Origin of the sequence: Pedobacter sp. Leaf170 (genome assembly GCF_920984665.1) — a bacterium.
Taxonomy (GTDB): Bacteria; Bacteroidota; Bacteroidia; order Sphingobacteriales; family Sphingobacteriaceae; genus Pedobacter.
Map to the genome: position 1 here is coordinate 18,656 of NZ_CAKLBP010000003.1, position 22,177 is coordinate 40,832.

20 protein-coding genes are annotated in these 22,177 nt (G+C 35.1%); 9 read left to right on the forward strand and 11 right to left on the reverse strand.

The window, feature by feature from the left end; translation table 11 throughout:
• Positions 1-7: 7 nt before the first annotated feature.
• A complete protein-coding gene (locus LUA90_RS08795; protein WP_231459530.1) occupies positions 8-1,345 on the reverse strand; it encodes an MFS transporter in 1,338 nt (445 codons plus the stop codon).
• 1 nt (position 1,346) lies between these two features.
• Positions 1,347-3,101, reverse strand: coding sequence for an alpha-glucosidase (locus tag LUA90_RS08800; protein WP_231459529.1), 1,755 nt, complete (start codon positions 3,099-3,101; stop codon positions 1,347-1,349).
• A 241-nt stretch (positions 3,102-3,342) separates the two neighbouring features.
• On the opposite strand from LUA90_RS08800, the gene LUA90_RS08805 reads away from it, so the two are divergent.
• The 5 genes from LUA90_RS08805 (at position 3,343) to LUA90_RS08825 (ending at position 8,354) form a co-directional block, all read left to right on the forward strand.
• Positions 3,343-4,344: a LacI family DNA-binding transcriptional regulator gene (locus tag LUA90_RS08805; protein ID WP_231490717.1), complete on the forward strand. Its 1,002-nt coding sequence runs from the start codon at positions 3,343-3,345 to the stop codon at positions 4,342-4,344.
• A 373-nt stretch (positions 4,345-4,717) separates the two neighbouring features.
• The gene (gene nhaA, locus LUA90_RS08810) at positions 4,718-5,869 is read left to right on the forward strand and encodes a Na+/H+ antiporter NhaA (RefSeq protein WP_231490718.1); all 1,152 of its coding nucleotides are present in this window, start codon (positions 4,718-4,720) and stop codon (positions 5,867-5,869) included.
• Between the two features lie 147 nt (positions 5,870-6,016).
• Positions 6,017-7,021, forward strand: coding sequence for an aldo/keto reductase (locus tag LUA90_RS08815; protein WP_231459526.1), 1,005 nt, complete (start codon positions 6,017-6,019; stop codon positions 7,019-7,021).
• Between the two features lie 59 nt (positions 7,022-7,080).
• A complete protein-coding gene (locus LUA90_RS08820; protein ID WP_231459525.1) occupies positions 7,081-7,977 on the forward strand; it encodes an AraC family transcriptional regulator in 897 nt (298 codons plus the stop codon).
• Between the two features lie 62 nt (positions 7,978-8,039).
• A complete protein-coding gene (locus LUA90_RS08825; protein ID WP_231459524.1) occupies positions 8,040-8,354 on the forward strand; it encodes an HPF/RaiA family ribosome-associated protein in 315 nt (104 codons plus the stop codon).
• A 36-nt stretch (positions 8,355-8,390) separates the two neighbouring features.
• Here LUA90_RS08825 and LUA90_RS08830 read toward each other — a convergent pair whose 3' ends face one another.
• From LUA90_RS08830 to LUA90_RS08845, 4 genes are all read right to left on the reverse strand, one after another.
• Positions 8,391-9,131 carry a menaquinone biosynthetic enzyme MqnA/MqnD family protein gene (locus tag LUA90_RS08830; protein ID WP_231459523.1) on the reverse strand — a complete coding sequence of 247 codons (741 nt, stop codon included), beginning with the start codon at positions 9,129-9,131 and terminating at the stop codon, positions 8,391-8,393.
• Between the two features lie 106 nt (positions 9,132-9,237).
• The gene (locus LUA90_RS08835) at positions 9,238-9,861 is read right to left on the reverse strand and encodes a histidine phosphatase family protein (RefSeq protein WP_231459522.1); all 624 of its coding nucleotides are present in this window, start codon (positions 9,859-9,861) and stop codon (positions 9,238-9,240) included.
• Between the two features lie 111 nt (positions 9,862-9,972).
• The gene (mqnE, locus tag LUA90_RS08840) at positions 9,973-11,166 is read right to left on the reverse strand and encodes an aminofutalosine synthase MqnE (protein ID WP_231459521.1); all 1,194 of its coding nucleotides are present in this window, start codon (positions 11,164-11,166) and stop codon (positions 9,973-9,975) included.
• A 535-nt stretch (positions 11,167-11,701) separates the two neighbouring features.
• Positions 11,702-12,196, reverse strand: a complete 495-nt coding sequence (locus LUA90_RS08845; RefSeq protein WP_231459520.1) for a hypothetical protein — start codon at positions 12,194-12,196, stop codon at positions 11,702-11,704.
• Between the two features lie 124 nt (positions 12,197-12,320).
• Here LUA90_RS08845 and LUA90_RS08850 point away from each other — a divergent pair, with 124 nt between their 5' ends.
• Positions 12,321-13,436, forward strand: coding sequence for a PLP-dependent aspartate aminotransferase family protein (locus tag LUA90_RS08850; RefSeq protein ID WP_231459519.1), 1,116 nt, complete (start codon positions 12,321-12,323; stop codon positions 13,434-13,436).
• Between the two features lie 159 nt (positions 13,437-13,595).
• Here the strand turns inward: LUA90_RS08850 and LUA90_RS08855 are convergent, their stop codons facing one another.
• The 3 genes from LUA90_RS08855 to gatB all read right to left on the reverse strand — a co-directional run bounded on the left by LUA90_RS08855 (position 13,596) and on the right by gatB (position 16,959).
• On the reverse strand, positions 13,596-14,285 hold the full coding sequence (locus LUA90_RS08855) for a response regulator transcription factor (protein ID WP_231459518.1): 690 nt from the start codon (positions 14,283-14,285) through the stop codon (positions 13,596-13,598).
• Between the two features lie 104 nt (positions 14,286-14,389).
• Entirely contained in the window at positions 14,390-15,502 is a 1,113-nt protein-coding gene (locus LUA90_RS08860; protein ID WP_231490719.1) for a redoxin domain-containing protein, read from the reverse strand.
• The gene (gatB, locus tag LUA90_RS08865) at positions 15,502-16,959 is read right to left on the reverse strand and encodes an Asp-tRNA(Asn)/Glu-tRNA(Gln) amidotransferase subunit GatB (protein WP_231490720.1); all 1,458 of its coding nucleotides are present in this window, start codon (positions 16,957-16,959) and stop codon (positions 15,502-15,504) included. The genes LUA90_RS08860 and gatB overlap by 1 nt, the downstream gene beginning before the upstream one ends.
• Positions 16,960-17,101: 142 nt before the next feature.
• Here gatB and LUA90_RS08870 point away from each other — a divergent pair, with 142 nt between their 5' ends.
• Together LUA90_RS08870 and LUA90_RS08875 are read left to right on the forward strand one after the other, a co-directional pair.
• A complete protein-coding gene (locus LUA90_RS08870; RefSeq protein WP_231459515.1) occupies positions 17,102-17,695 on the forward strand; it encodes a hypothetical protein in 594 nt (197 codons plus the stop codon).
• A gap of 115 nt (positions 17,696-17,810) precedes the next feature.
• Entirely contained in the window at positions 17,811-18,311 is a 501-nt protein-coding gene (locus tag LUA90_RS08875; RefSeq protein WP_231459514.1) for a hypothetical protein, read from the forward strand.
• Between the two features lie 36 nt (positions 18,312-18,347).
• On the opposite strand, the gene LUA90_RS08880 is transcribed toward LUA90_RS08875, so the two are convergent.
• Both LUA90_RS08880 and alaS read right to left on the reverse strand, forming a co-directional pair.
• A complete protein-coding gene (locus LUA90_RS08880) occupies positions 18,348-18,935 on the reverse strand; it encodes a hypothetical protein (protein ID WP_231459513.1) in 588 nt (195 codons plus the stop codon).
• Positions 18,936-18,955: 20 nt separating this feature from the next.
• Positions 18,956-21,592 (reverse strand): alanine--tRNA ligase, encoded by a 2,637-nt coding sequence (alaS, locus tag LUA90_RS08885; protein WP_231459512.1) that lies wholly within the window; start codon positions 21,590-21,592, stop codon positions 18,956-18,958.
• A 117-nt stretch (positions 21,593-21,709) separates the two neighbouring features.
• Here alaS and LUA90_RS08890 point away from each other — a divergent pair, with 117 nt between their 5' ends.
• Entirely contained in the window at positions 21,710-22,045 is a 336-nt protein-coding gene (locus LUA90_RS08890; RefSeq protein ID WP_121950206.1) for a MerR family transcriptional regulator, read from the forward strand.
• The last annotated feature ends 132 nt before the right edge of the window (positions 22,046-22,177 follow it).

A 22,177-nucleotide genomic window follows, 5' to 3' on the forward strand; every position in this document is an offset into this window, starting at 1 on the left:
AAATAATTTAACTGTCTTTTCTTTTGATGCGTAATACCATAAAGCCGGCTATCGTTATTAATATCCCAGCAAAAATGATTGCGTTTTCGGGTTTATGACCTAATAAATAACGATATACATATTTGAAAGTAATGGTTTCTAAAAGCATAGGCAGTACAATAAACATATTTAGTATGCCCATAAAAATTCCTGTTTTAGCTTTAGGAATACTGCCCGCCAACATTGCGTAAGGTGTACCCATCATACTTGCCCAGGCTACGCCCAAGCCTATAATTGGGATAATAAGTAGCAATGGGTTATGAATCATTGGAAGGCAAATCAAGCATGCACCCCCAAATAACAGGCTCAATAAATGTACCTTTTGAGCGGTTATCTTTCTCGCAAAAAAGGCTAAAGGAAATGCAACCATAAAAGTGACTACATTATACCCTCCGTTTACATTACCCGTAAGCAATTGCGCCGATGCAAAACCATCAGAAGCGGCATCGCTGGTATTATAAATTGTTTTTGCTAAACACAGGGTGATGAACTGCCAATAGATAAACATGGCATACCAATTAAATAAATAAACAAAACCCAATTTTTTCATGATGGATGGCATAACTTTAAAAGCATCCACAATATCAGTCAAAACCATTTTCACACCACCAGGTTCTTGCTTTATCTTTTCAATTTCCTCAGCACTTAATGGTGTTTCTTTTGTGGTAAGGCAGCTATACATTATAGAACCTATTGAAACAACGCCACCGATAAAAAATGCTGCATAAGTGGTGTAAGGTATATTATTTTCGCTTCTGGCATTTAAACTTATAATACCTGCAGCAATTAAAATCCCAGGTGTTAGGTTTGCAAGTGTAATACCTAAACCGGTAAAAAAACTTTGAGTTAAAAATCCTAGCGCATGTTGATTTGGTGGTAATTTATCACTAACAAAGGCACGATAGGGCTCCATGGTAATGTTGTTTCCCGCATCTAAAATCCATAAAATGCCGGCAGCCATCCATATAGAACTGCTGTAAGGCATAGCAAACAGACAAATACTGCAGATGATGGCTCCAATTAGAAAATATGGTCTTCTTCTACCAAATCTGCTTGTGGTTTTATCGCTCATTGCGCCAACAATAGGCTGAATAATTAAACCTGTCATCGGGCCAGCCAGATTCAATAGCGGAATTTGGTCTGCATTTGCTCCGAGATAAGAATAAATCGGCGTCATGTTGGTTTGTTGCAAACCAAAGCTATACTGAATCCCAAAGAAACCCAGATTCATGGCAATGATTGAACCGAAATTTAACTTAATGGCTGATGTTACGTTATCAACCTTTTCTGCTGGAGCAACTATCATATTATGGTTGATGAATTTTAAAGGCTAATGATTGCCAGGCTTTCAATTTTACAGTATTATTATCGATAGCATTCATCCCCTCATAATTGTTGATAAGCAATTTCGCATTAACTGTATTTATATTTTTATCAATTGTGTAGCTTAAATCCTTTTTAGTGAAATTTAATATAACCAGTACTTTATCATTACCATCAACGCGTGTAAAGCAGTAAACATCCTGATTTTCAATATCATAAACTTTATAATCACCGTAAACAAAAACCGGTTGAGATTTGCGCAAAGCGACAATCTTTTTAAAATAAGAAAGTTCGCTAAATGGATTTTTTTCTTCGGTTGCAACGTTTACAGTTTTATAATTTGGGTTTACCTTAATCCATGGTTTACCGGTACTAAAACCTGCATTCGCACTTGCATCCCATTGAAGAGGTGTTCGTGTATTATCACGCGAAATAAATTTTTGCTTGTCTAAAAAAGCCTTTAAATCCTCTCTTTTTGCTTTGGCAGTTTTATAACCATTTACAGTTGCGATATCGCGATAATCATCTATGTTATTGAATTTGATATTTGACATACCTAATTCATCACCATTAAAATAAAATGGCGTACCACGCATGGTCATTATCAAAGTTGTTAACAACTTAGAAGAGTACGCTCTAAACTGCTGACTATCATCTCCATATTTGCTGACCATTCGAGGTACATCATGGTTGCCTAGAAATATGGCTAACCAACCTTTATTTGCAAAAGAGTAATCCCATTTGGTAAAAGCCTTTTTTAAATCAGATAATTTATAACCTTTGGGATCGTTCCCGATATCCATTATTTCAAAATGATACGCCATGTTTAACTCATGTCTGTCTTCATCAACCAAAGAATGAGCATCTTCCAAAGTACTGCCTGCACCTTCAGCAACCGTCATTACATTATATTTGCTGATAACGGATTTATTCATTTCTTTAAGATAGTTATGCAGATTTGGACCCATACCATAATATTTGATGATGTCTTTTTCGTAACCATCAGGATATTTTTTCCAGGTTGTATCTTTTGAAACATATTGAAAAGCATCCATTCTTAAGCCATCAATGCCTTTATCCAGCCAAAATTTCATCATGTCATAAACTTCATTCCGAAGTTTTTCATTCTCCCAATTTAAATCAGGTTGCTTTTGAGAAAAATAATGCAGGTAATATGATTTTGTCTCAGCCTCGTATTTCCAGGCATCGTTATTTACGTCAAAAAAACTGTAACGAGGTGTAGGTTTGCCTTTCTCTTCGGGCCACCAATGGTAATAATTTCTATAAGGGTTTGTTCTTGAGGATTTTGCTTGTTTAAACCATTCATGCTCATCGCTACTGTGGTTAAGCACCATATCCAATACCAATTTAATTTTTCGCTTATGCAATCCGGCAAGCAATTCCTCAAAATCCTTCATGCTACCAAATTCTTTCATGATGTTTCGGTAATCGCTTATGTCGTAACCATTATCATCATTTGGAGAAGAAAAAATTGGATTTAACCAAACGGCATCAATACCAAGACTTTTTAAATAGTCAAGTTTTGAGATAATACCTTTCAAATCCCCAACCCCATCACCATCGCTATCTTTAAAACTTCTGGGATATAATTGATAAACTATAGCCTCTTTCCACCAAGTTTTTGTTTGGTTATTTTTAATGTTGGACTGCTCCTGAGCATTTCCGCACAAAATAATACTTGCTACAATGAAAAAAATAAGGACTATGGATTTTCTCATATAAGTTTAATAAGCATCCACTTAAAAGCAGATACCTAGTTTTAGCATTGGATATATTTGGTTAATTGTTTTAAATAATCTGGTTAGCGCATTTGCTTATTCGAATTATTTATAAAATGAAGATAAGATTATAAGTATTAAAAAAGTTACTAAAAAATAAATTTTTAACCGCAAACGTTTGCGGAAACATTTGCGAAAATGTTTGTTGTGGAAAAGTTATATTTGAATAACCAAATATAAAATGATGAAACAGAATCCAACGTTGAAAAAGATTGCAGAGCGATTAAGTGTAAGCATCTCAACTGTATCAAGGGCATTGAAAGATCATCCTGATATTTCTGCAGAAACAAAAAAAAAGATAAATGAATTAGCAGAATTGCTCGAATACGACCCTAATCCTTACGCTGTTAATTTGCGAACACATAGCAGTAAAGAATTCGCTGTGGTTGTGCCGAGCCTTTCAAACTTCTTTTATCATTCTTTTATAAGCGCAATAGAAGAGCATGCAAGGTCGTTTGGTTATTCTGTAATCATTTATCGCTCATCAAACGACCCAGTAATTGAACAAGAAATTTTAAAAAGTTGTCGCCATAAACGGGTTTCGGGTATTTTTATAGCCATTACATCAGAAACAAAAGAAATGGAGCCATTTTTAAAACTTGATGTTCATGGAATTCCCGTTATTTTTTTCGATAAAGTACCGCAATATGAATCATGTAATAAAATATGTGTTGGTGACGAACTTGCTGCAACCATAGCTGCAGAAGAAATTATTAAAAAGGGAATTACTAATGTTATCGGCATTTTTGGCAACAAAAATATGTCGATAACTAAAGCAAGGTTATCTAAATTTAATTCTGTTTTAGCATCTAATCATACCGATATGGATTTGAAAATTGCCTATGCAAACAGTTCTGAAGAATCTGAAATACAAACCATGTCTTTATTATCAGAATTTGAAGGTAGAAAATTTGCTGTTTTTTGTATGAGCGATGAAGTTTTGGCGGGTTCTATGAAAGCAATACAACGGAAAGGATTAGTAATTCCTGATGATTTAGGCGTTATTGCCATTAGCGATGGCATGATTCCGAAATTATTTTATCCGGAAATAACCTATGCTGAAACAAGTGGTTACAATCTGGGCAAGTTGGCCTTTGATAGGATGATGAGGTGTATTTCGGGAAGTTCTTTTGCACAAACCATTATTGATGAATCTAAACTTGTTGTTGGTGGTTCTATTTAATTCAAAAATTTTTAAAAAGTTAAATTTCTGGTAAATGCTGAAACATACAGACACTCAAATATTACCCCTAATTGTTGTAAGAATTATTTTTTAGCACTATTGACTTTGTAACAGAATAGTTATAATTTTCAAAAACTAAACTAAAAAATACATGATAGAGAAATTCAACTTAGTTGCTGGAGTACTAACCATGCTTACCAGTCTCGGGATTTTAATTGCACTTGTAAAACCAAACAGCAAGCGTGAACTTTAAACCTTAAGCCGAAGCATAGCCTTCGGCTTTTTTTATAAACGTTCGTTTTAGCAAGGTTGTAACACATCTAAATTTTGCGTTTAGGAATGAAACTTATTTGATTTTGTTATTTTTACCGCAATGGCAAAAATCATCAATCTAAAAATCTTCAAACAATTCTTAAAATCCGGGCAAGTGGGGGGCTTCCTCCTATTAATATGTGTTGGGGTTTCATTATATATCGCTAATTCATCTGCAAAAGATGGTTTCCAAACCTTTTTAGAAACCAGGCTAGGCTTCGAAATTGCAAATTACAGCATACTTACATGGATTAATGATGCGCTAATGGCAGTTTTCTTCCTTTTAGTTGGATTAGAAATTAAGCGGGAATTGGTTGAAGGGGAACTTTCATCTGTAAAAAGTGCAGCTTTACCAGTAATTGCAGCCTTGGGCGGAATGCTTGTTCCGGCAATTATCTATGTCATTTTTAATAAAAATACGCCAACTGCAAGTGGCTGGGGTATACCCATGGCTACAGATATTGCCTTTGCGTTGGCAATAATAGCCATGCTAGGCAAAAATGTTCCGGCTGGGTTGAAGATATTTTTAGCTGCCTTGGCTATTGTTGATGATTTAGGCGCAATTCTCATCATCGCGATATTCTATACAAATCAAATTCATTTCGAATACCTTGCAATGGCAGCTGCAGTGGTTAGCCTGCTATTTTTAATGAATTATTTCGGTGTAAAAAATTTGTTTTTCTACTTAATTCCCGGCGTGTTTCTTTGGTATTTTATTCACCATTCTGGCATTCACGCCACTATTGCTGGTGTGCTGTTAGCATTTACCATCCCAACTAATAATACAGATGTAGAATCTCCTCTAGAGAAACTGGAACACGCATTAACCTTCCCAGTAAATTATTTAATAATGCCAATTTTTGCATTGGCTAATACAAACATCACTATAGAACAAAACATGTTTGGCGGCTTAACCAGCTCACTAGGCTTAGGTATTATCGGTGGTTTATTCATCGGAAAAACAATAGGCGTAACTAGTTTTAGTTGGCTTGCTGTAAAACTAAAATGGGCCGAATTACCAACCAGCACAAACTGGAAACACGTATTGGGTTTAGCTATGTTGGCCGGAATTGGCTTCACCATGTCGATTTTTATTGCCTTGTTATCTTTTAATGATGATTTACACATTGCCGAAGCAAAATTTGCCATCTTAACCGCATCTATCCTATCGGGAGTTATTGGTTTTATTTTTTTGAAAACCAATAAATCTTAAGCATTCGAATCGCATATTTTCTTTGCCTCTATTTTTATTGTAAGAAATTATAAGGTTTCATAACGCCTTGATTTGCATACAAGATTCAGGGCTTTGCATACAACCGAAAGGTTCTGTCAGCATAACTTTGAATAAAAAAAGAGAATAATGGAAATACAGAAAGTAAAATTAGGAAATCAAGGTTTAATTGTTCCAAACATTGGTTTAGGTTGTATGGGCATGACCGGATTTCAAGATGCAAATATGTACGGCAAAGCCGATGAAGAGGAAGCAATTGCCACCATACATCGATCATTAGAATTAGGAGGTAATTTTTTGGACACTGCAGATTTATACGGCCCATTCAAAAATGAACAGCTAATTGCCAAAGCGGTTAATGGTAACCGAGATAAGTATGTAATTGCCACTAAATTTGGATGGGAAATTGATGATAATGACAACGTGACCTGGGCAATTAACGGAAAAAAAGATTACATAAAAAAATCAGTAGAACGTTCTTTAAAAAATCTAAATACCGATTACATTGATTTGTATTATATGCATCGATTAGATAAAAATACACCTATTGAAGAAACTGTTGAAGCAATGGCAGCATTGGTTAAAGAAGGAAAAGTTGGTTATATTGGTTTATCTGAAGTTTCTCCTGCAACGATTGAAAGAGCAAACAGTATCCATCCGATAACTGCAGTTCAAAGCGAGTATTCTTTATTTGAAAGAACAGCTGAAGAGCGAGGTGTTCTGGATACACTTAACAAACTTGGAATAGGCTTTGTGGCATACTCGCCGTTAGGCAGAGGTTTTTTAACTGGTGAAATCCGTAGTATTGATGATTTACCAGCTGATGATTTCCGCAGGGCGATACCGCGTTTTCAGGAAGCCTATTTCTATAAAAATATTGAGTTGGTAGAAGCTATAGAAAAACTTGCTGCCGAAAAAAATGTAACATCCTCTCAATTGGCCCTCGCTTGGATTATTAGTAAAGGCATTGTACCGATACCGGGAACAAAAAGAAGAAAATATTTGGAGCAAAATATTGAGGCTACAAACATTCATTTAACTGTAGATGAATTGGCTAGAATTGAAAGTATAGTTCCGCTGGGCACCGATACCGGCAATCCATACGATGAATTTAGTATGGGTTTAATCGATTAAAATATTTAGCGACTGCCTGTTTTGCAGTCGCTAATATTAATAATGTATAATTTAGCAATATGAATTCAATTAAGTCTGTTTCGGAGTTTCATCGCCTGCTCTCTTTACCTGAGCCTTTGCATCCACTTATCAGTATGATTAATCTAAAAGAAACTTGTTTTTTGAAAGATGATATTTGGAAAGGCTTTGTGAATCGTTTTTATTGCGTGGCATTAAAAAGGGATGCAAAAGGAAAAATTAAATACGGTCAGCAGCATTATGATTATGACAAAGGTGTGCTTAGTTTTACCGCACCTAATCAGGTACAATATCTGGATTTAGAAACGATGGAATGTGGTTCGGGTTATCTACTTATTTTTCATCCAGACTTTTTACTAAAACATCCTTTAGCAAATGCCATTAGCACCTATGGTTTTTTCGATTATGCGGTAAATGAAGCACTTCACCTTTCTGCAGATGAAGAGGATAACCTTATAAACATTTTAAACAAAATCCATGTAGAGTGCAAACATATCGACCGCCATACTCAGGAAATCATTCTTTCGCAGATAGAGTTATTACTCAACTACTCCAAACGTTTTTACGAGCGGCAATTTATCACCAGAAAAAACAACAACAATCAAATTTTAGTTCGCTTTGAGCAGTTTATGGATGGTTATTTTGCAAACAATGATAAAACTAATCAAGGTTTGCTGACCGTGAAGTTAATTGCTGAACACATGAATTTATCTCCCAATTATTTAAGCGATTTATTAAGGGTGCATACTGGTCAGAATACGCAGCAACATATCCACGAGAAACTCATTGAAAAGGCTAAAGAGAAACTATCAACATCAAATTTATCTATCAGCGAAATCGCTTATTATTTGGGTTTTGAACATTCACAGTCGTTTAGCGCACTTTTTAAAAAGAAAACGGATATGTCGCCAGTAGAATTTAGACAATCATTTAACTAAAATTCAAAACGTTTAGCTACTTTGTCTGTTATAATATTATTATTTAACCTAATTCCTTTATTATGACGATTCAATTGAATACCGACAAAAACCTAACGATACACCAGGAATACGAAGAAAAAATACAAACACAGATAACCGAATCTTTGAGCCGTTTTAGTGATTTAATAACCCGTTTAGAAGTTCACCTTACTGATGAAAATGGAAGTAAAGATGGTTTAGAAGATAAACGCTGCTTATTAGAAGCCAGAATTTCTGGTAAAGAGCCAGTTGCGGTTACCAGTTTTGGAAATACATACGATTTAGCCATTACAGGTGCGTTATCTAAACTTAAAAGCAAATTAGAAACCATAGCCGGAAAGCTAAAAACACATTAAAATATAAAAGGCAATCTAAAACAGATTGCCTTTTGCTTATACTTTCTCTTTCTCGAGGGCTTCAATATAGCCTAGAAATAGCTTCATAGCTTTCATTCTATCCTCTGTTACTTCAAACTGAAGTTTATTGTACAAATAATCTTTCAAATCGAAATTATCTGTTTGAGGCAATTGTTTTAAAACCTCATCCCGATGGGATAAACCAAGTTTCAGAGCTGCATTAAATTCATTTTTAAAGGATGAAGAAATTTCTTTATTGGCTACCCACGCTGCGTACATAAACGGCAATCCGGTAAAATTTTTCCACTCTTCTCCTAAATCATAAGCGAAAGCATAATCATCCTTTTTACCAAATGTTCTGTCGCCTATTAAAACTATGGCATCTGTTTCTTCCGTGATAGTTGTTGTAAATTCAACATCTCGTTTCCAATGAAATTTAAGCAGAACTTTAGCCAGATTGTTTGAAGTACGGGAATGCGCATCTAACATCACTGTCTTAATTTCTCTTACCGGAACACTGCTAAAAATGAAAACTGAATTAACAGCGCCATCGCTCCCTATGCAGTAATCTGCAACAATGTTAGCATTCGGCACAAACGGAATTGCAGCCACAGGCATTAAACCTATATCTACTTGACCACTAATTACTTTAGCAGCACAATCTGAAGGAATATCTAAGCTTAAATCTATTTTATTTATAATATCAGAATGCTCAATTCCATATATAAATGCTTTGGTGTTGGTGTAAGCAACAGCCGATATTTTAATTTTATTCAAGGAATTATTTTAAGTTTAAAATTTATGCTGCCAGTGCAAGACATGAAGCACTCTTAAATTGCTTTGGTAGAGATTGCATCTCACATCGCAATGATGAATTATCCGATTACCCAATCACCAGCCCATCCAAATGAACAGCGCTATTAAACTCAAGTACGCTAAACTTGCCGTCTTCAAAACCCATTTTATATAAAACTGTATTTTGATGAGGAAATTCTGTCATTTCACTCAATGGTTTATTAAGCAGCAAACAAAGAAAAACACGCATTGCTCTACCATGCATACAAAGCAAAACTGTTTTTTCTTCAGGTCGGGAAGCTAACAATTCCATTGGTTGTTTCAAACGTTCATAAACATCTTGAACACTTTCACCACCTTCAAAATGAGCAGAGTAGTCGCCTTGCTCCCAAGCTTGTAACATTTCACGAAAGGCATCTCTAGAATCTTGCGTATTAGGTTTGCCTTCCCAAACACCCCATGCTAACTCATCTAAGCCAGAAAGTTTTTCCCAGGGTAATCCAGCATCTATAAACTTTTGTACGGTTTGCCAGGTGCGCTTTAAATCTGAGGTATAAATTTTATCAAAAGAAATATCTTTATATTTTTGATAAAAAGCATCCGCTTGAGCCCTACCAGTATCATTTAAATCAGAATTTATACCTCTACCTTGTACTATTCCTTGCTTATTAAGTTCTGTTTCGCCGTGGCGGATGATATAAATATGCTTCATTTTAATTTATTGGGTGATTTGAGTTTTGAATTATAGAATGACTGATTGATTGCATTTTGAATGATAGATTGTGGTAAGGGTGTTGCAAGAATTCACTTAATCTATCACTCATTAATTTATAACTGGTAATTTATAATATGCTGGTTTCTTTTCTTCTTCAAAAACTACATTTGTAAAATCGGTAACCACATTGTATAAAGTATCACGCTCGATAGCTTGTCTGCCAACCTGTTTAATAAGGTTTACCAATTCTTTTGTACTCATTGCAGGTGTTTGCTCTTCAGCACCAGCCATCGAATAAATTTTTGTGGTATCATCTAAAGTTCCGTCAATATCATCAACGCCATAATTAAGAGATAATTGAGCAGTTTCTCTGCTAATCATTGCCCAATAGGCTTTTATGTGGTCGAAATTATCCATGTAAATCCTCGCGATAGCATAATTCCTCAAATCTTCTATCACTGAAGATTCAGGAACTGCACTCATTTGGTTATGCTGATTTCTAAATTTTAGAGGAATAAATGTTTGAAAACCTCCTGTTTTATCTTGCAATTCACGAAGCTTTTGCATGTGATCAACACGGTGCTCAAATTTCTCAATATGTCCATAAAGCATGGTTGCATTACTTCGCATACCCAATTTATGCCATTCTTCATGTATTGTCAGCCACTGCTCGCCAGTACATTTATCTTTCGCAATTTGTTCTCTTATCTCCGGATGAAAAATTTCTGCACCACCACCCGGCATAGATTGTAAGCCAGCCTCTTTCATTAACTTCATTCCGGTAGCATAATCAACCTTCGCTTTTTTGAAGATGTAATGATATTCAACCGGTGTTAAAGCTTTAACATGCAAATCTGGTCTGTGCGCTCTAATTGCAGAAAATAAGGCTGCGTAAAACTCCATATCGTATTGCGGTAAAACACCACCCACAATGTGAACTTCTGTTACCGGCTCGTTATCATATTTCCTAACGATATCGAGCATTTGCTCCATAGTTAGCGCCCAGCCTTCTTCCTTCTGTTTAATTAAACGGGAGTAAGAGCAAAATTTACAATCGTAAACACAAAGGTTTGTAGGTTCTAAATGAAAATTACGGTTAAAATATGTTTTATCGCCATGTTTTGCCTCTCTGATAAAATTGGCTAAAACACCTAAATAACCTAATTCGGCGTGTTCGTACAGATAAACACCTTCATCAAAAGTAATTCGTTCTTTGTTAAGTACTTTGTGCGCTATATTTTGTAATTCAGTTGATAATGATGTATCAGCTAATATTTTTTCAACTTGCTCAGTTGTATTCATTCCTGATTTATTTTAAACAAAAATACAATAATGAGTCGATTAGAACATCATTTTCTTGCAACAAACCATGAGTTAACCATAGATTATTAGGTTTTTTGTTTATAACAGTGCGATAATAGATTGCCACGGAAACATGGAAAATATTCTATGAACTGGTTTGCCACAGATTAGCGGATTTGGTATTTCCTAATTGAGCAATGAAATAGTAGTTGCCACGGAAGCATGGAAAATATTCTATGAACTGGTTGCCACAGATTAGCAGATTTGGTATTTGTTAAATTGAGCAATGAAATAGTAGTTGCCACGAAAACACGGAAAGTATTTTACAAACTGGCTCGCCACAGATTAACAGATTTTTGTTATTAGGCATTAAGTAAATGAAATTAAAGTTGCCACGGATGCACGGAACACACGGGAAATTTATCTTCTTAAATCCGTGTTTCCGTGGCAGAGAGATATGAATATAAAAATCTGTCGCCAACAAGAAAGCACCTCTTTTCAGAAGTGCTTTCCATTATATTGATAGAACTGAGCCTTATTTTACCGCTGGTGAAAATGATAAAACGATATTAGCTGTTTTACCACCAAATTCGATTGGAGATTTCATCACCATATTACCTTTAGAAAGTTGAGATAAAACTAAACGGTAACCTTCTGTTACATTTTTAGCTTTATCACCTTCAAAAATTTTCTTGAATTGAAAAGTTTCTTCTGATGGAGTTGATGACCAGAAAATTGTTTGCATCACCTCACCGCAACTGCTTGTTGCTGGTAATGTATATGATCCATTTCCGCTATTTGTTAATCTCCAGGTACTACCTTCAAAGCATTTGTATGATTTTTCACCAAATAACCCTTGAACGGCTTGATCTGGCAAACCTTCTAAAGTAATATTATTCAAAACCCAGTTGCCAGTAACTGTACCTCTACCACCATTAATACCAGTTGTTGCATTTTTTGTTGATGAGCAACTTTGTAACATTACCAAAGTAGAACATGCTATTGCAATAGCTATAAAAAATCTTTTCATTTTAGTTTAATTTTAATTTTATGCGAAACTGAATACATAAATCTTGCCAAAACAATAATGAACCTTAAATTAGCATCGAATTATTAAATTGCACTGCAAATATTCGTTTTAAAAATAAATCATCATGAAACCCGAAACCCTTGCTATTCACGCTTCTAATCTTATTAAAAATACTACCGGAGATGTTACGCCACCAATAAACTTATCTACAACTTTTTTTAGAGATGAATACGGCGGATATCCCGGCGGACACATGTATAGTCGCGTGAGCAACCCAAACCGGTCTGCTTTAGAAAACACAATGGCGAAATTGGAACATGGAGAAGATGCAGCAGCCTTTGCCTCAGGCAATAATTGCGGTCTCAGCTTATTTCAGGCGCTAAAACCCGGCAGCCATATTATTGCACCCGATGATATGTATTGGGGGATAAAAAAACAATTGCTTACTATTTTTAATGAAATTTTAGAGTTCGATTTTGTTGACCAGACCGATTTAGAACTGATAAAATCTTCTATCAAACCAAATACAAAATTAATATGGATTGAAACACCATCAAACCCGTTGCTAAAGGTTACAGATATTGAAGAAATTTCGAAGATTGCAAAGTCACATCAAATAACTTTGGCTTGCGATAGTACATTTGCATCGCCAATTTTGCAAAATCCTATCTTATTAGGTGCAGATATTGTAATGCACAGCAGTACAAAATATATTGGTGGCCACAGCGATGTTTTGGGTGGAGTTTTAGTTACCGCAAAGAAAGATGAGCTTTGGGAGAAAATTAAAAACATTCAGCAAACCGGTGGGGCTGTTCCATCTCCGTTTGATTGCTTTTTACTTTGCAGAAGCATAAAAACTTTAGCCTACCGGATGAAAGGCCATTGCGAAAATGGTAAAAAAGTTGCTCATTATTTAGTTAATCATCCTAAAGTTGAGGCTGTTTTTTCCCCTGGATTGACAACACATCCTCAACATGAAATTGCTAAAAAACAAATGAAAGATTTTGGTGGTATGATGTCGTTTTTGGTTAAGGGAGATGTTGAAGAAACCAGTAAAGTAGTAAATAGGGTAAAATTATTCGCACAAGCCACAAGTTTAGGCGGTGTAGAGAGTTTAATCGAACATCGATATTCTGTTGAAGGACCAGACAGCAAAACACCTAAAAATTTACTCAGAATTTCAGTTGGATTAGAGCATGTTGATGATATTATTGCCGATTTAGAACAAGCTTTAAGCTAATGACCTAAATAAAAAACGGCATCATTAATTGTTGGTCATTCTCAGCTTATCGAAGAAATTTCTAAACATCTAAGACAGCGTGTAGACAAGCTCAACGTGACATAAAATAAAAAGCCCCGAATTTTTATAAATCCGGGGCTTATATTTTATTAGGTTATTTTATGATAGCTCAAATTTATAACCCACTCCTTTTACTGTAGATACATAACGTTCGCCTAATTTTTCGCGTAATTTACGAATGTGAACGTCGATGGTTCGATTAGTTACTACAACAGAATCTTCCCAAATATTCTTTAAAATTGATTCTCTTGTATAAACTTTACCTGGTTTAGAAGCTAGCAAATAAAGTAATTCAAATTCTTTTTTCGCTAACACCACTTTGTTACCATCTTGAAAAACCAAATAAGCTTCACGGTCGATAACTAAATCGCCGATTTCTAACTTATTTTCCGATACTTCTTCTGTGCCGGCATTTCTTCTTAAAATAGCATTTATGCGACTAACTAATGCTCTTGGTTTAATTGGTTTTGCGATATAATCATCGGCACCAACATTAAATCCTGCAATTTCTGAATATTCCTCGCTTCTGGCGGTTAAAAAAACCATGAAAGTATTTTTAAACTCAGGTATTGCTCTCATCAAACGGCAAGCTTCAATTCCGTCCATTTTCGGCATCATGATATCCAAAATAATTAAATCTGGATGAACCTTTTTAGCTACAGTAATTCCTTCTTGTCCATTAGAAGCAGTAAATACCTGGTAACCTTCTTTCTTTAGGTTGTACTCAATCAGTTCCAGAATATCTGGTTCATCATCAACAATTAATATTTTCTGACCTACGTTGTTCATTAGTTAAATATTTGTTACGAAAGTACTGTCTATGATGTAATATTCAGTTAAGCCTAAGTTAAGAAATTGTTAATAACTTCAATTTCTTTAACATTGAGTTTCTTTTAACGTAACGTTTTTGCTAAAAACGCTTCCAATTCGCTGCCACGTAGGTTTTTGGCAACAATTTTACCATCTGGAGCAATTATAAATGAAGCCGGTATTCCTTGCACTTGATACTTTCTAACGGTAGAACCATTAAAATCTTTCAATTCTGAAGCATGTGTCCAGCTTAATCCATCAGCTTTGATTGCAGCTAACCATGCCGTTTTATCTGTATCTAATGAAATGCCTAAAATATTGAAATTTTTGTTTTTGTATTGATTGTAAACCTTAACAACATTTGGGTTTTCCTGGCGACAAGGTTGACACCACGATGCCCAAAAATCAACCATAACGTATTTTCCTTTATAATCAGACAAGTTTACAGGCTTTCCATCAACACTATTAATGGTAAATGCTGGCGCTATTTGCCCAACCTGAACAGCCTTTAACAAAGCTTTTTGTTTTATAAATGTATCTACAGTTGCATTACCTTTAATTTCATCTTTAATTTCATCAGCAAACTTTACCAATTCGGCCTCATATTCCTGCGGACTTAAAGTATTCATTGCATAAAAACTTGCCAACGTACCTTTATTATCTTTCGCAAATTTTATAATTGAAGCATTTAACTGATTAGTATATGATTCATATTGTGGTTTTAACTGTTCTAAAATTGCAGCTCTGTTTGTTGGATGTTGCGCAACCTTCGCTTCAAAATCCTTTTGTAAATCTTCAACTTGCTTAGCATAGTTATTACGAAGGTTGTTAACTTCCGATAGCTTATCAACTTCGTTTGCGCCAGAAATTTTATAAGCCATTGTTTTATCTGCTAAATCTGCTTCCAATTTAATGTCATCGCCGTTTTTAGCAATTAGCATAAACTCATGGTTACCAATTGAAACCCTGAAAAAATCGACTGAAGGTGTTTTTCTGATAAATTTAAATTCTCCCTTTTCAGATAAGTTTGTAGAATCGACAGCAATCATCTGGCTACCTTCCATCCCATACAAATAAACTTTCTTTTCCGTACCCGGATTTTGAAAAGTTCCGTCGATATTAAAACTATCTTTTGGTTTACATGCAGTAAAAGCAATCGCAATTAATACGAATAGGCTCAGGTTTTTTAATTTCATTATTTTAGTTTTTCAAGTATTAATTCATTTAATTTTTTAGCATCCGCTTTGCCTTTGGCCAGTTTCATAACATCGCCAACAAACAAACCTAAAACGCCTTTTTTACCTTTCTTATATGCTTCTACCTGTTGTGGGTATTTATTTAACACTTCATCAATAAAACCATCCAACTCGCCAACATTTTCTGTAATAAGCAAGTTTAATGATTTTGCTAAATCAGCAGCGTTTTCACCGTCATTTTTTTCTAACGCAGGTAATAATTGTTGTAAGGCAATCTGTTGTGTAATCTTTTTATCATCAACTAGGTTAATTGTTGCGGCAAGTTGTTCTGGTGATACTTTGTAATTAGAAATTGTTATTTCGTTCTCGCTTAAAACAGCTCTTATAGGTCCAATTAACCAATTTATTAAAGTTTTTTTAGTGTTAACGTTTGGCAAAGTCTTCTTAAAATACTGCAACAAATCTAAATCTTCAGCAAATAATGTTGCATCAGCTTTGCTAATTCCAAACTCTGCAATCATCTGTTTACTAATTTCATTTGGTAAGGCTGGCATAGCCGATGTAATTTCAGCTAACCAATCATCCGAAATAAAAACAGGTTGCAAATCAGGGTCGGCGAAATAGCGATAATCATTTGCTTCTTCTTTGGTTCGCATTGGCGATGTTGTTCCCTTATCAGCATCAAAATTTAAAGTGCTTTGTATAATTTCGCCGCCATTTGATATAATTTCAACCTGCCTGCCAAATTCAAATTCCATAGCTCTACGTACGTTACGCATAGAGTTTAAGTTTTTTACTTCGCAACGGGTTCCAAAAGCAGTTGTGCCTTCTTCCCTAATAGAAATATTTGCATCGCAACGCAAACTACCTTCTTCCATATTACCATCGCTCACATTTAAATGGCGCACTAACCTTCTAATCTCCGTAAGCAAAGCTGATGCTTCTTCTGCGCTACGAATATCTGGTTCGGTAACAATTTCAATTAAAGGTACGCCCGCACGATTTAAATCAACTAAAGAATAATTATCATCCTGATCGTGAATACTTTTGCCGGCATCTTCTTCCAAATGTATTCTGTTGATGCCAATTTTCTTTGTAGAACCATCAGATAGCTCAACCTCTACAAAACCATTAACACAAATTGGCTGATTATCTTGCGTAATTTGATATCCCTTTGGTAAATCGGCATAGAAATAATTCTTTCTATCGAAATGATTTATCTGGTTAATTATACAGTTTAAAGCCAAACCAATACGAACGGCCTTTGCGATAACTTCTTTATTTAGTGTGGGTAAAGCACCTGGCAAAGCCAAAGAAACTGTAGATATATTTTGATTAGGCAAGGCACCAAAAGAAGCACTATCAGCAGAAAATATTTTGGTATTTGTATTTAACTGAACATGAATTTCTAGTCCTGAAACGAGCTCGTAATTGTTTTGGTTTGTACCTAAACTCATATAAAATGATGCCTTTTAGTGTATTGTGCTGGCAAATATAGTTAAAGTATGTTAAAACAGATTGCCACAATTAAACTACTGTGTAAAGCTTATGTCTATTTCAATAATTAACACACAAGAGAAACCCTAAATTTTAAATGCCATGAAAAAGTTAGTATTATTTGCTGCAATTCTGATGGTTTCATTATTCAGCCTTAACACTGCAAAAGCACAAGTTAGCTTAAACATTAATATTGGTGCTCAACCCGCCTGGGGACCAACAGGCTACGACCATGTGGATTATTATTATTTGCCTGATATCAATACGTATTACTATGTGCCGACTCGACAATACATTTATCAGAATGGTAATAGATGGGTTACAGTAAATAGCCTGCCTGCTCAATACCGAAATTTTGATTTATACCGCTCTTATAAAGTTGTGGTTAATGAGCCAAAACCATATTTACGAAATAATATATACATCTCTAAATATGGCAAGTATAAAAACTATTCAGGTCATCAAAATATAATAAGAGATAGCCGTGATGCAAAGTATTATGTTGTAAAAGGTCATCCGAATTATAATAGCAATAAAACTGTTGTAGTAAATAAAAGGCCGGTGCATACACAAAAAACGGTTGTAAGAGTCGAAAGAAATAATCAACCTTATCGAGATAACGATAGAGGCAATAAAAATGCTAACGGTAATCGCCCGGAAAGAAACAATAGCGACAGAGGCAATCGCCGTGGATAATATTTTTAGTTGTGACAAGGGAGTTTCGAAAGAAGCTCCTTTTTTTATATCTCTGTTACAATTAAATTTTTGGCACAGCGTTTGAATTTATAACACTACACAAATAGAAACGATTATGAAAAAGTTAGTTATCATCTCCGCGATTGTAGGTATCGTGGCTTTAACATCAAATCAATCTAACGCTCAAGTAAGTTTAAATGTAAATATCGGTACTCAGCCAGCTTGGGTTCCCGTAGGTTATCAAAACGTAAACTATTATTATTTACCAGAAGTACAATCTTATTATTCTGTGCCACAAAGGCAATTTGTTTATCTAAATGGTAACAGATGGGTAAGAACCAGGAATTTACCTGCCAGATACAGAGGTTATGACTTAAACCGCGGCAGAAAAGTAGTTGTTTATGGAAATAGCCCTTACCGTAGTTATAATACACATAGAGTGAGATACGCAAATCATTCAAATTTTTACCGCAATTCTTATGGTGGCGGCGGAAACAGAGTTAGATACGTTTCACCTGGCAGATCATACAAAAGCGTAAAATATTATGATAGAGGCCACGACTTTAAAGGAAAAGGTAGAGGTCATCATGATAAAGGTCACAGAGGTAGACATTAAAATAAAAAAGAGGCTTTTGGCCTCTTTTTTTTATGCTTAAAATCTTTTACCGATTGTTATTCCAATGCGTGGGTAAGCTTCAATAGCATTACTGTTACCTAACAGACGTCCAATTCCACCATAAACTTCACCAGTAAATCCGTTTCTTGTTAAAAATTTGGCTCCAACTGCTGCACCTAATCCAAAATTTGTGTAATTTTTATTAAGCTCTGAATAATCATAACCAGCCGGGTAGCTTGTATACGCTAATGATGAATAATCAAATTCTTTGTATGAAACTACTGCAGCGCCACCTTCTATAAAAAATCCATTAGCCTTTTTTGCGCCAAAGTAGAGTCTGTAATGAGGTGCAATAATATAATTTAAACGACTACCAAAAACATCTTCGTCTGTTAAATTAATTGCTACTGATATTCCAATCCCCATGTTATCTTCTAACAACCGTTCATAAGACACTTCAGGTAAGCCAATAACTGTATATAATAAATTAATTTTTATCTCATTATTTCCACCATGCCCTATTGCCTCAGATTTTGCTTTAACTGATTTAGATATACTATCTGTTTGGGCAAAGGAAACTAAAGAAACGCCAATAAACAGGATGAATAAAATTTGTTTTTTCATTTGAGAGGTTAATTATTTGATTACTTATTTATAAAACTTTCTGCCTTTTCTAATACAATTGGTAAACCATCATTATTTTTACCGCCAGCTGTGGCGTAAAAAGGTTGTCCGCCGCCACCGCCTTGGATTTCTTTTCCTAACTCACGAACGATGTTTGATGCATTCATTCCCTTTTTTACTAAATCATCAGAAAGCATTACGGTAACGCCCGGTTTACCATCAATTTCTGTAGTAAAAACCAGAAATAAATTGTCAATCATGTCTTTTAAAGAAAAAGCTAAGTTTTTTACTGCATCAGCATTTTGCAAATCAATGTGTTTAGCAATTAAGTTAACACCGTTTATGCCACGAACGTGATGAACAATTTCATGTTTCAAATTGCTAACACGCTCTAGTGTCGATTTCTCAATTTCCTTTTTAAGTTTTGCATTTTCATCAAGCAAAGCTTGAACAGAAGCTGATAAATCTTTGCTGCCGTTTAGTAAAGCCTTTAAGTGACCTAATTCTTTTCTTTGGTTTAAGAAATATTGTTCTGCTTTATCGGCAGTTATTGCTTCAATACGGCGAACACCAGCAGCAACAGCACTTTCAGAAATTATTTTAAATGAACCGATTTGTCCGGTAGCTTTAACATGTGTACCACCGCAAAGTTCTTTAGAAAAATGGTCATCGAATGTTATCATACGAACAAAATCTCCATATTTTTCGCCAAACAAAGCGGTTACTCCACTTTCAATTGCATCCTGATAAGGAACATTTCTCTGCTCTTTTAGCTTAATATTCTGTCTGATTTTCTGGTTAACAATCACTTCAATTTGCGCCAGTTCTTCATCGGTAACTTTTGCAAAATGCGAAAAATCGAAGCGTAAATAATCAGCATTAACCAACGAACCTTTTTGGTTAACATGATTGCCTAAAACTTGCTTTAATGCTGCGTGTAATAAATGGGTAGCAGAGTGGTTATCTTCAGTTAGAACACGTTTATCTTCATCTACAACTGCCCAAAATTTTCCTTCTAAATTATCTGGAAGAATATCTGCAAAATGAACAGTTAAGCCATTCTCCTTTTTGGTATCGGTTATATCTACCCAAAACTGACGGCTATGGTCTTCTAAACGTCCGGTATCTCCTACCTGACCACCACTTTCAGCATAGAAAGGCGTTTGCCGTAGAACAATTTGATACTGTTCTTGGCCCTTCGCTTTTACCTTGCGATATTTTAAAATCTCTGTTTCGATTTCTAAATCATCGTAACCAACAAACTCACTTTGTTCATCGGAATTAATAATAACCCAATCGCCAGTATCAATTGCCGTGGCAGCACGACTATCATCTTTTTGTTTTTTAAGTGCTTGTTCATAAGCATTTAAATCAACCGTCCAGCCTTTTTCACGAGCCATTAGTTCGGTTAAATCGATTGGAAAACCAAACGTGTCAGATAATTCAAATGCAAAACTTCCTTCAACTGTATTGTTCTGTGCCTGATATTTCTCAAATCTCTGGATACCTGCTGATAGTGTTCTTAAAAACGAAATCTCTTCTTCTAAAACAACTTTCTGGACGAAATCCTGTTGTGAAATCAATTCATCAAAAACACCTTTAAATTGTTGGGACAATAAAGGCACCAATTGATTTAAAAATGGCTCTTTAAAGTTTAAAAAAGTATAGGCATAACGAACAGCACGGCGTAAAATCCTACGAATTACGTAACCGGCTTTATTATTTGAAGGCAGCTGACCATCAGCAATTACAAACGAAATGGCACGAATGTGGTCAGCCATAACACGCATGGCGATATCCGTTTTTTCATCAGCACCATATTTTGTTCCAGATTTTTCAGCAATAAACTGAATTAATGGTTGAAAAACATCAGTATCATAATTAGAAGTTTTTTCCTGTAATACACGCACCAAACGTTCAAAACCCATTCCTGTATCAACATGTTTTGCTGGTAAACTTTGCAACGAACCATCTTTTAAACGGTTAAATTGCATAAATACATTATTCCAGATTTCGATAACCTGAGGATGATCTGCATTAACTAAAGTAGCGCCATCAACCAAAGCCTTCTCTTCATCCGTGCGGCAATCAACATGTATTTCAGAACATGGTCCACATGGTCCGGTATCACCCATCTCCCAGAAATTATCCTTTTTATTCCCTGGTAAAATATGGCTTTCATCTACATATTGCTTCCAAAGGTCGTAAGCTTCCTGGTCCTTTTCTAAACCTTCCTTTTCATCACCTTCAAAATAAGTAACGTATAATTTATCCTTCGGAATTTTATAAACTTCGGTTAATAATTCCCAACTCCATGCAATCGCCTCTTTTTTGAAATACCCGCCTGTCGGACGGGCAGGATCGCCAAAACTCCAGTTACCAAGCATTTCGAACATGGTATGGTGGTAAGTATCTATTCCAACTTCTTCTAAATCGTTATGCTTGCCAGATACGCGTAAGCAGCGTTGAGTATCAACAGCACGTGTATATTTAACAGTCGCTTCGCCTAAAAACAAATCTTTGAATTGATTCATACCGGCATTTGTAAACATTAAAGTCGGGTCGTTTTTAACCACGATTGGCGCCGATGGAACTATTTGATGTTGTTTCGATTCGAAAAAATTAAGGAATGCCTGTCTAATCTCTTTTGCTGTCATTACATTTTATAATTGGAGCAACAAAATTAAAACTTTATTGCGTTAATAAGGAAAAATCGAGCTACATTTGAATACTTTAATTAATCGCTGTAAAACCTTAATAATCAATCACAAAATATGCCGTACAAAGAAAGAGACATCAACAAAATGTATTATACTATGGGCGAAGTGACTGAAATGTTTAATGTTAACGCTTCGCAAATTCGTTTTTATGAGAAGGAATTCGACATCCTTCAACCCAAAAAAAACAAGAAAGGCAACCGATTATTTACACCTGAAGACATCGAAAACCTTAAAATTATTTTCAACCTTGTTGATGAAAAAGGTTTTACGCTAAAAGGTGCCAAAGAACATTTAAAAAACAACAAAGGTGATGTAAAAGAGAATCAGAAAATTATTGATTCATTAGAAAAGCTTAAAGGTTTTCTGGTTAATTTGGCTCAGGAGTTGTAAGCTATGAGATAATATTTAGGGCCTCAATTCTTTCGAAATGCTTCACATTTAAGACTGCTAATGATAAACCATTCGAAATAGCTCGTATCATTTACAAGTTCTAATTGTTCATCAGAAAAGGTAGGACCACTA

Excerpts from the sequence above, each read along its gene's own strand:
- LUA90_RS08890 (WP_121950206.1), top strand. The coding sequence starts at position 21,710 with ATGCCGTACAAAGAAAGAGACATCAACAAAATGTATTATACTATGGGC.
- LUA90_RS08825 (WP_231459524.1), top strand. The coding sequence starts at position 8,040 with ATGACGATTCAATTGAATACCGACAAAAACCTAACGATACACCAGGAA.
- mqnE (WP_231459521.1), bottom strand. The coding sequence starts at position 11,166 with ATGAATACAACTGAGCAAGTTGAAAAAATATTAGCTGATACATCATTA.
- LUA90_RS08855 (WP_231459518.1), bottom strand. The coding sequence starts at position 14,285 with ATGAACAACGTAGGTCAGAAAATATTAATTGTTGATGATGAACCAGAT.
- alaS (WP_231459512.1), bottom strand. The coding sequence starts at position 21,592 with ATGACAGCAAAAGAGATTAGACAGGCATTCCTTAATTTTTTCGAATCG.
- LUA90_RS08805 (WP_231490717.1), top strand. The coding sequence starts at position 3,343 with ATGATGAAACAGAATCCAACGTTGAAAAAGATTGCAGAGCGATTAAGT.
- LUA90_RS08815 (WP_231459526.1), top strand. The coding sequence starts at position 6,017 with ATGGAAATACAGAAAGTAAAATTAGGAAATCAAGGTTTAATTGTTCCA.
- LUA90_RS08875 (WP_231459514.1), top strand. The coding sequence starts at position 17,811 with ATGAAAAAGTTAGTTATCATCTCCGCGATTGTAGGTATCGTGGCTTTA.
- nhaA (WP_231490718.1), top strand. The coding sequence starts at position 4,718 with ATGGCAAAAATCATCAATCTAAAAATCTTCAAACAATTCTTAAAATCC.
- LUA90_RS08800 (WP_231459529.1), bottom strand. The coding sequence starts at position 3,101 with ATGAGAAAATCCATAGTCCTTATTTTTTTCATTGTAGCAAGTATTATT.
- LUA90_RS08795 (WP_231459530.1), bottom strand. The coding sequence starts at position 1,345 with ATGATAGTTGCTCCAGCAGAAAAGGTTGATAACGTAACATCAGCCATT.
- LUA90_RS08880 (WP_231459513.1), bottom strand. The coding sequence starts at position 18,935 with ATGAAAAAACAAATTTTATTCATCCTGTTTATTGGCGTTTCTTTAGTT.
- gatB (WP_231490720.1), bottom strand. The coding sequence starts at position 16,959 with ATGAGTTTAGGTACAAACCAAAACAATTACGAGCTCGTTTCAGGACTA.
- LUA90_RS08850 (WP_231459519.1), top strand. The coding sequence starts at position 12,321 with ATGAAACCCGAAACCCTTGCTATTCACGCTTCTAATCTTATTAAAAAT.
- LUA90_RS08870 (WP_231459515.1), top strand. The coding sequence starts at position 17,102 with ATGAAAAAGTTAGTATTATTTGCTGCAATTCTGATGGTTTCATTATTC.
- LUA90_RS08835 (WP_231459522.1), bottom strand. The coding sequence starts at position 9,861 with ATGAAGCATATTTATATCATCCGCCACGGCGAAACAGAACTTAATAAG.
- LUA90_RS08820 (WP_231459525.1), top strand. The coding sequence starts at position 7,081 with ATGAATTCAATTAAGTCTGTTTCGGAGTTTCATCGCCTGCTCTCTTTA.
- LUA90_RS08845 (WP_231459520.1), bottom strand. The coding sequence starts at position 12,196 with ATGAAAAGATTTTTTATAGCTATTGCAATAGCATGTTCTACTTTGGTA.
- LUA90_RS08860 (WP_231490719.1), bottom strand. The coding sequence starts at position 15,502 with ATGAAATTAAAAAACCTGAGCCTATTCGTATTAATTGCGATTGCTTTT.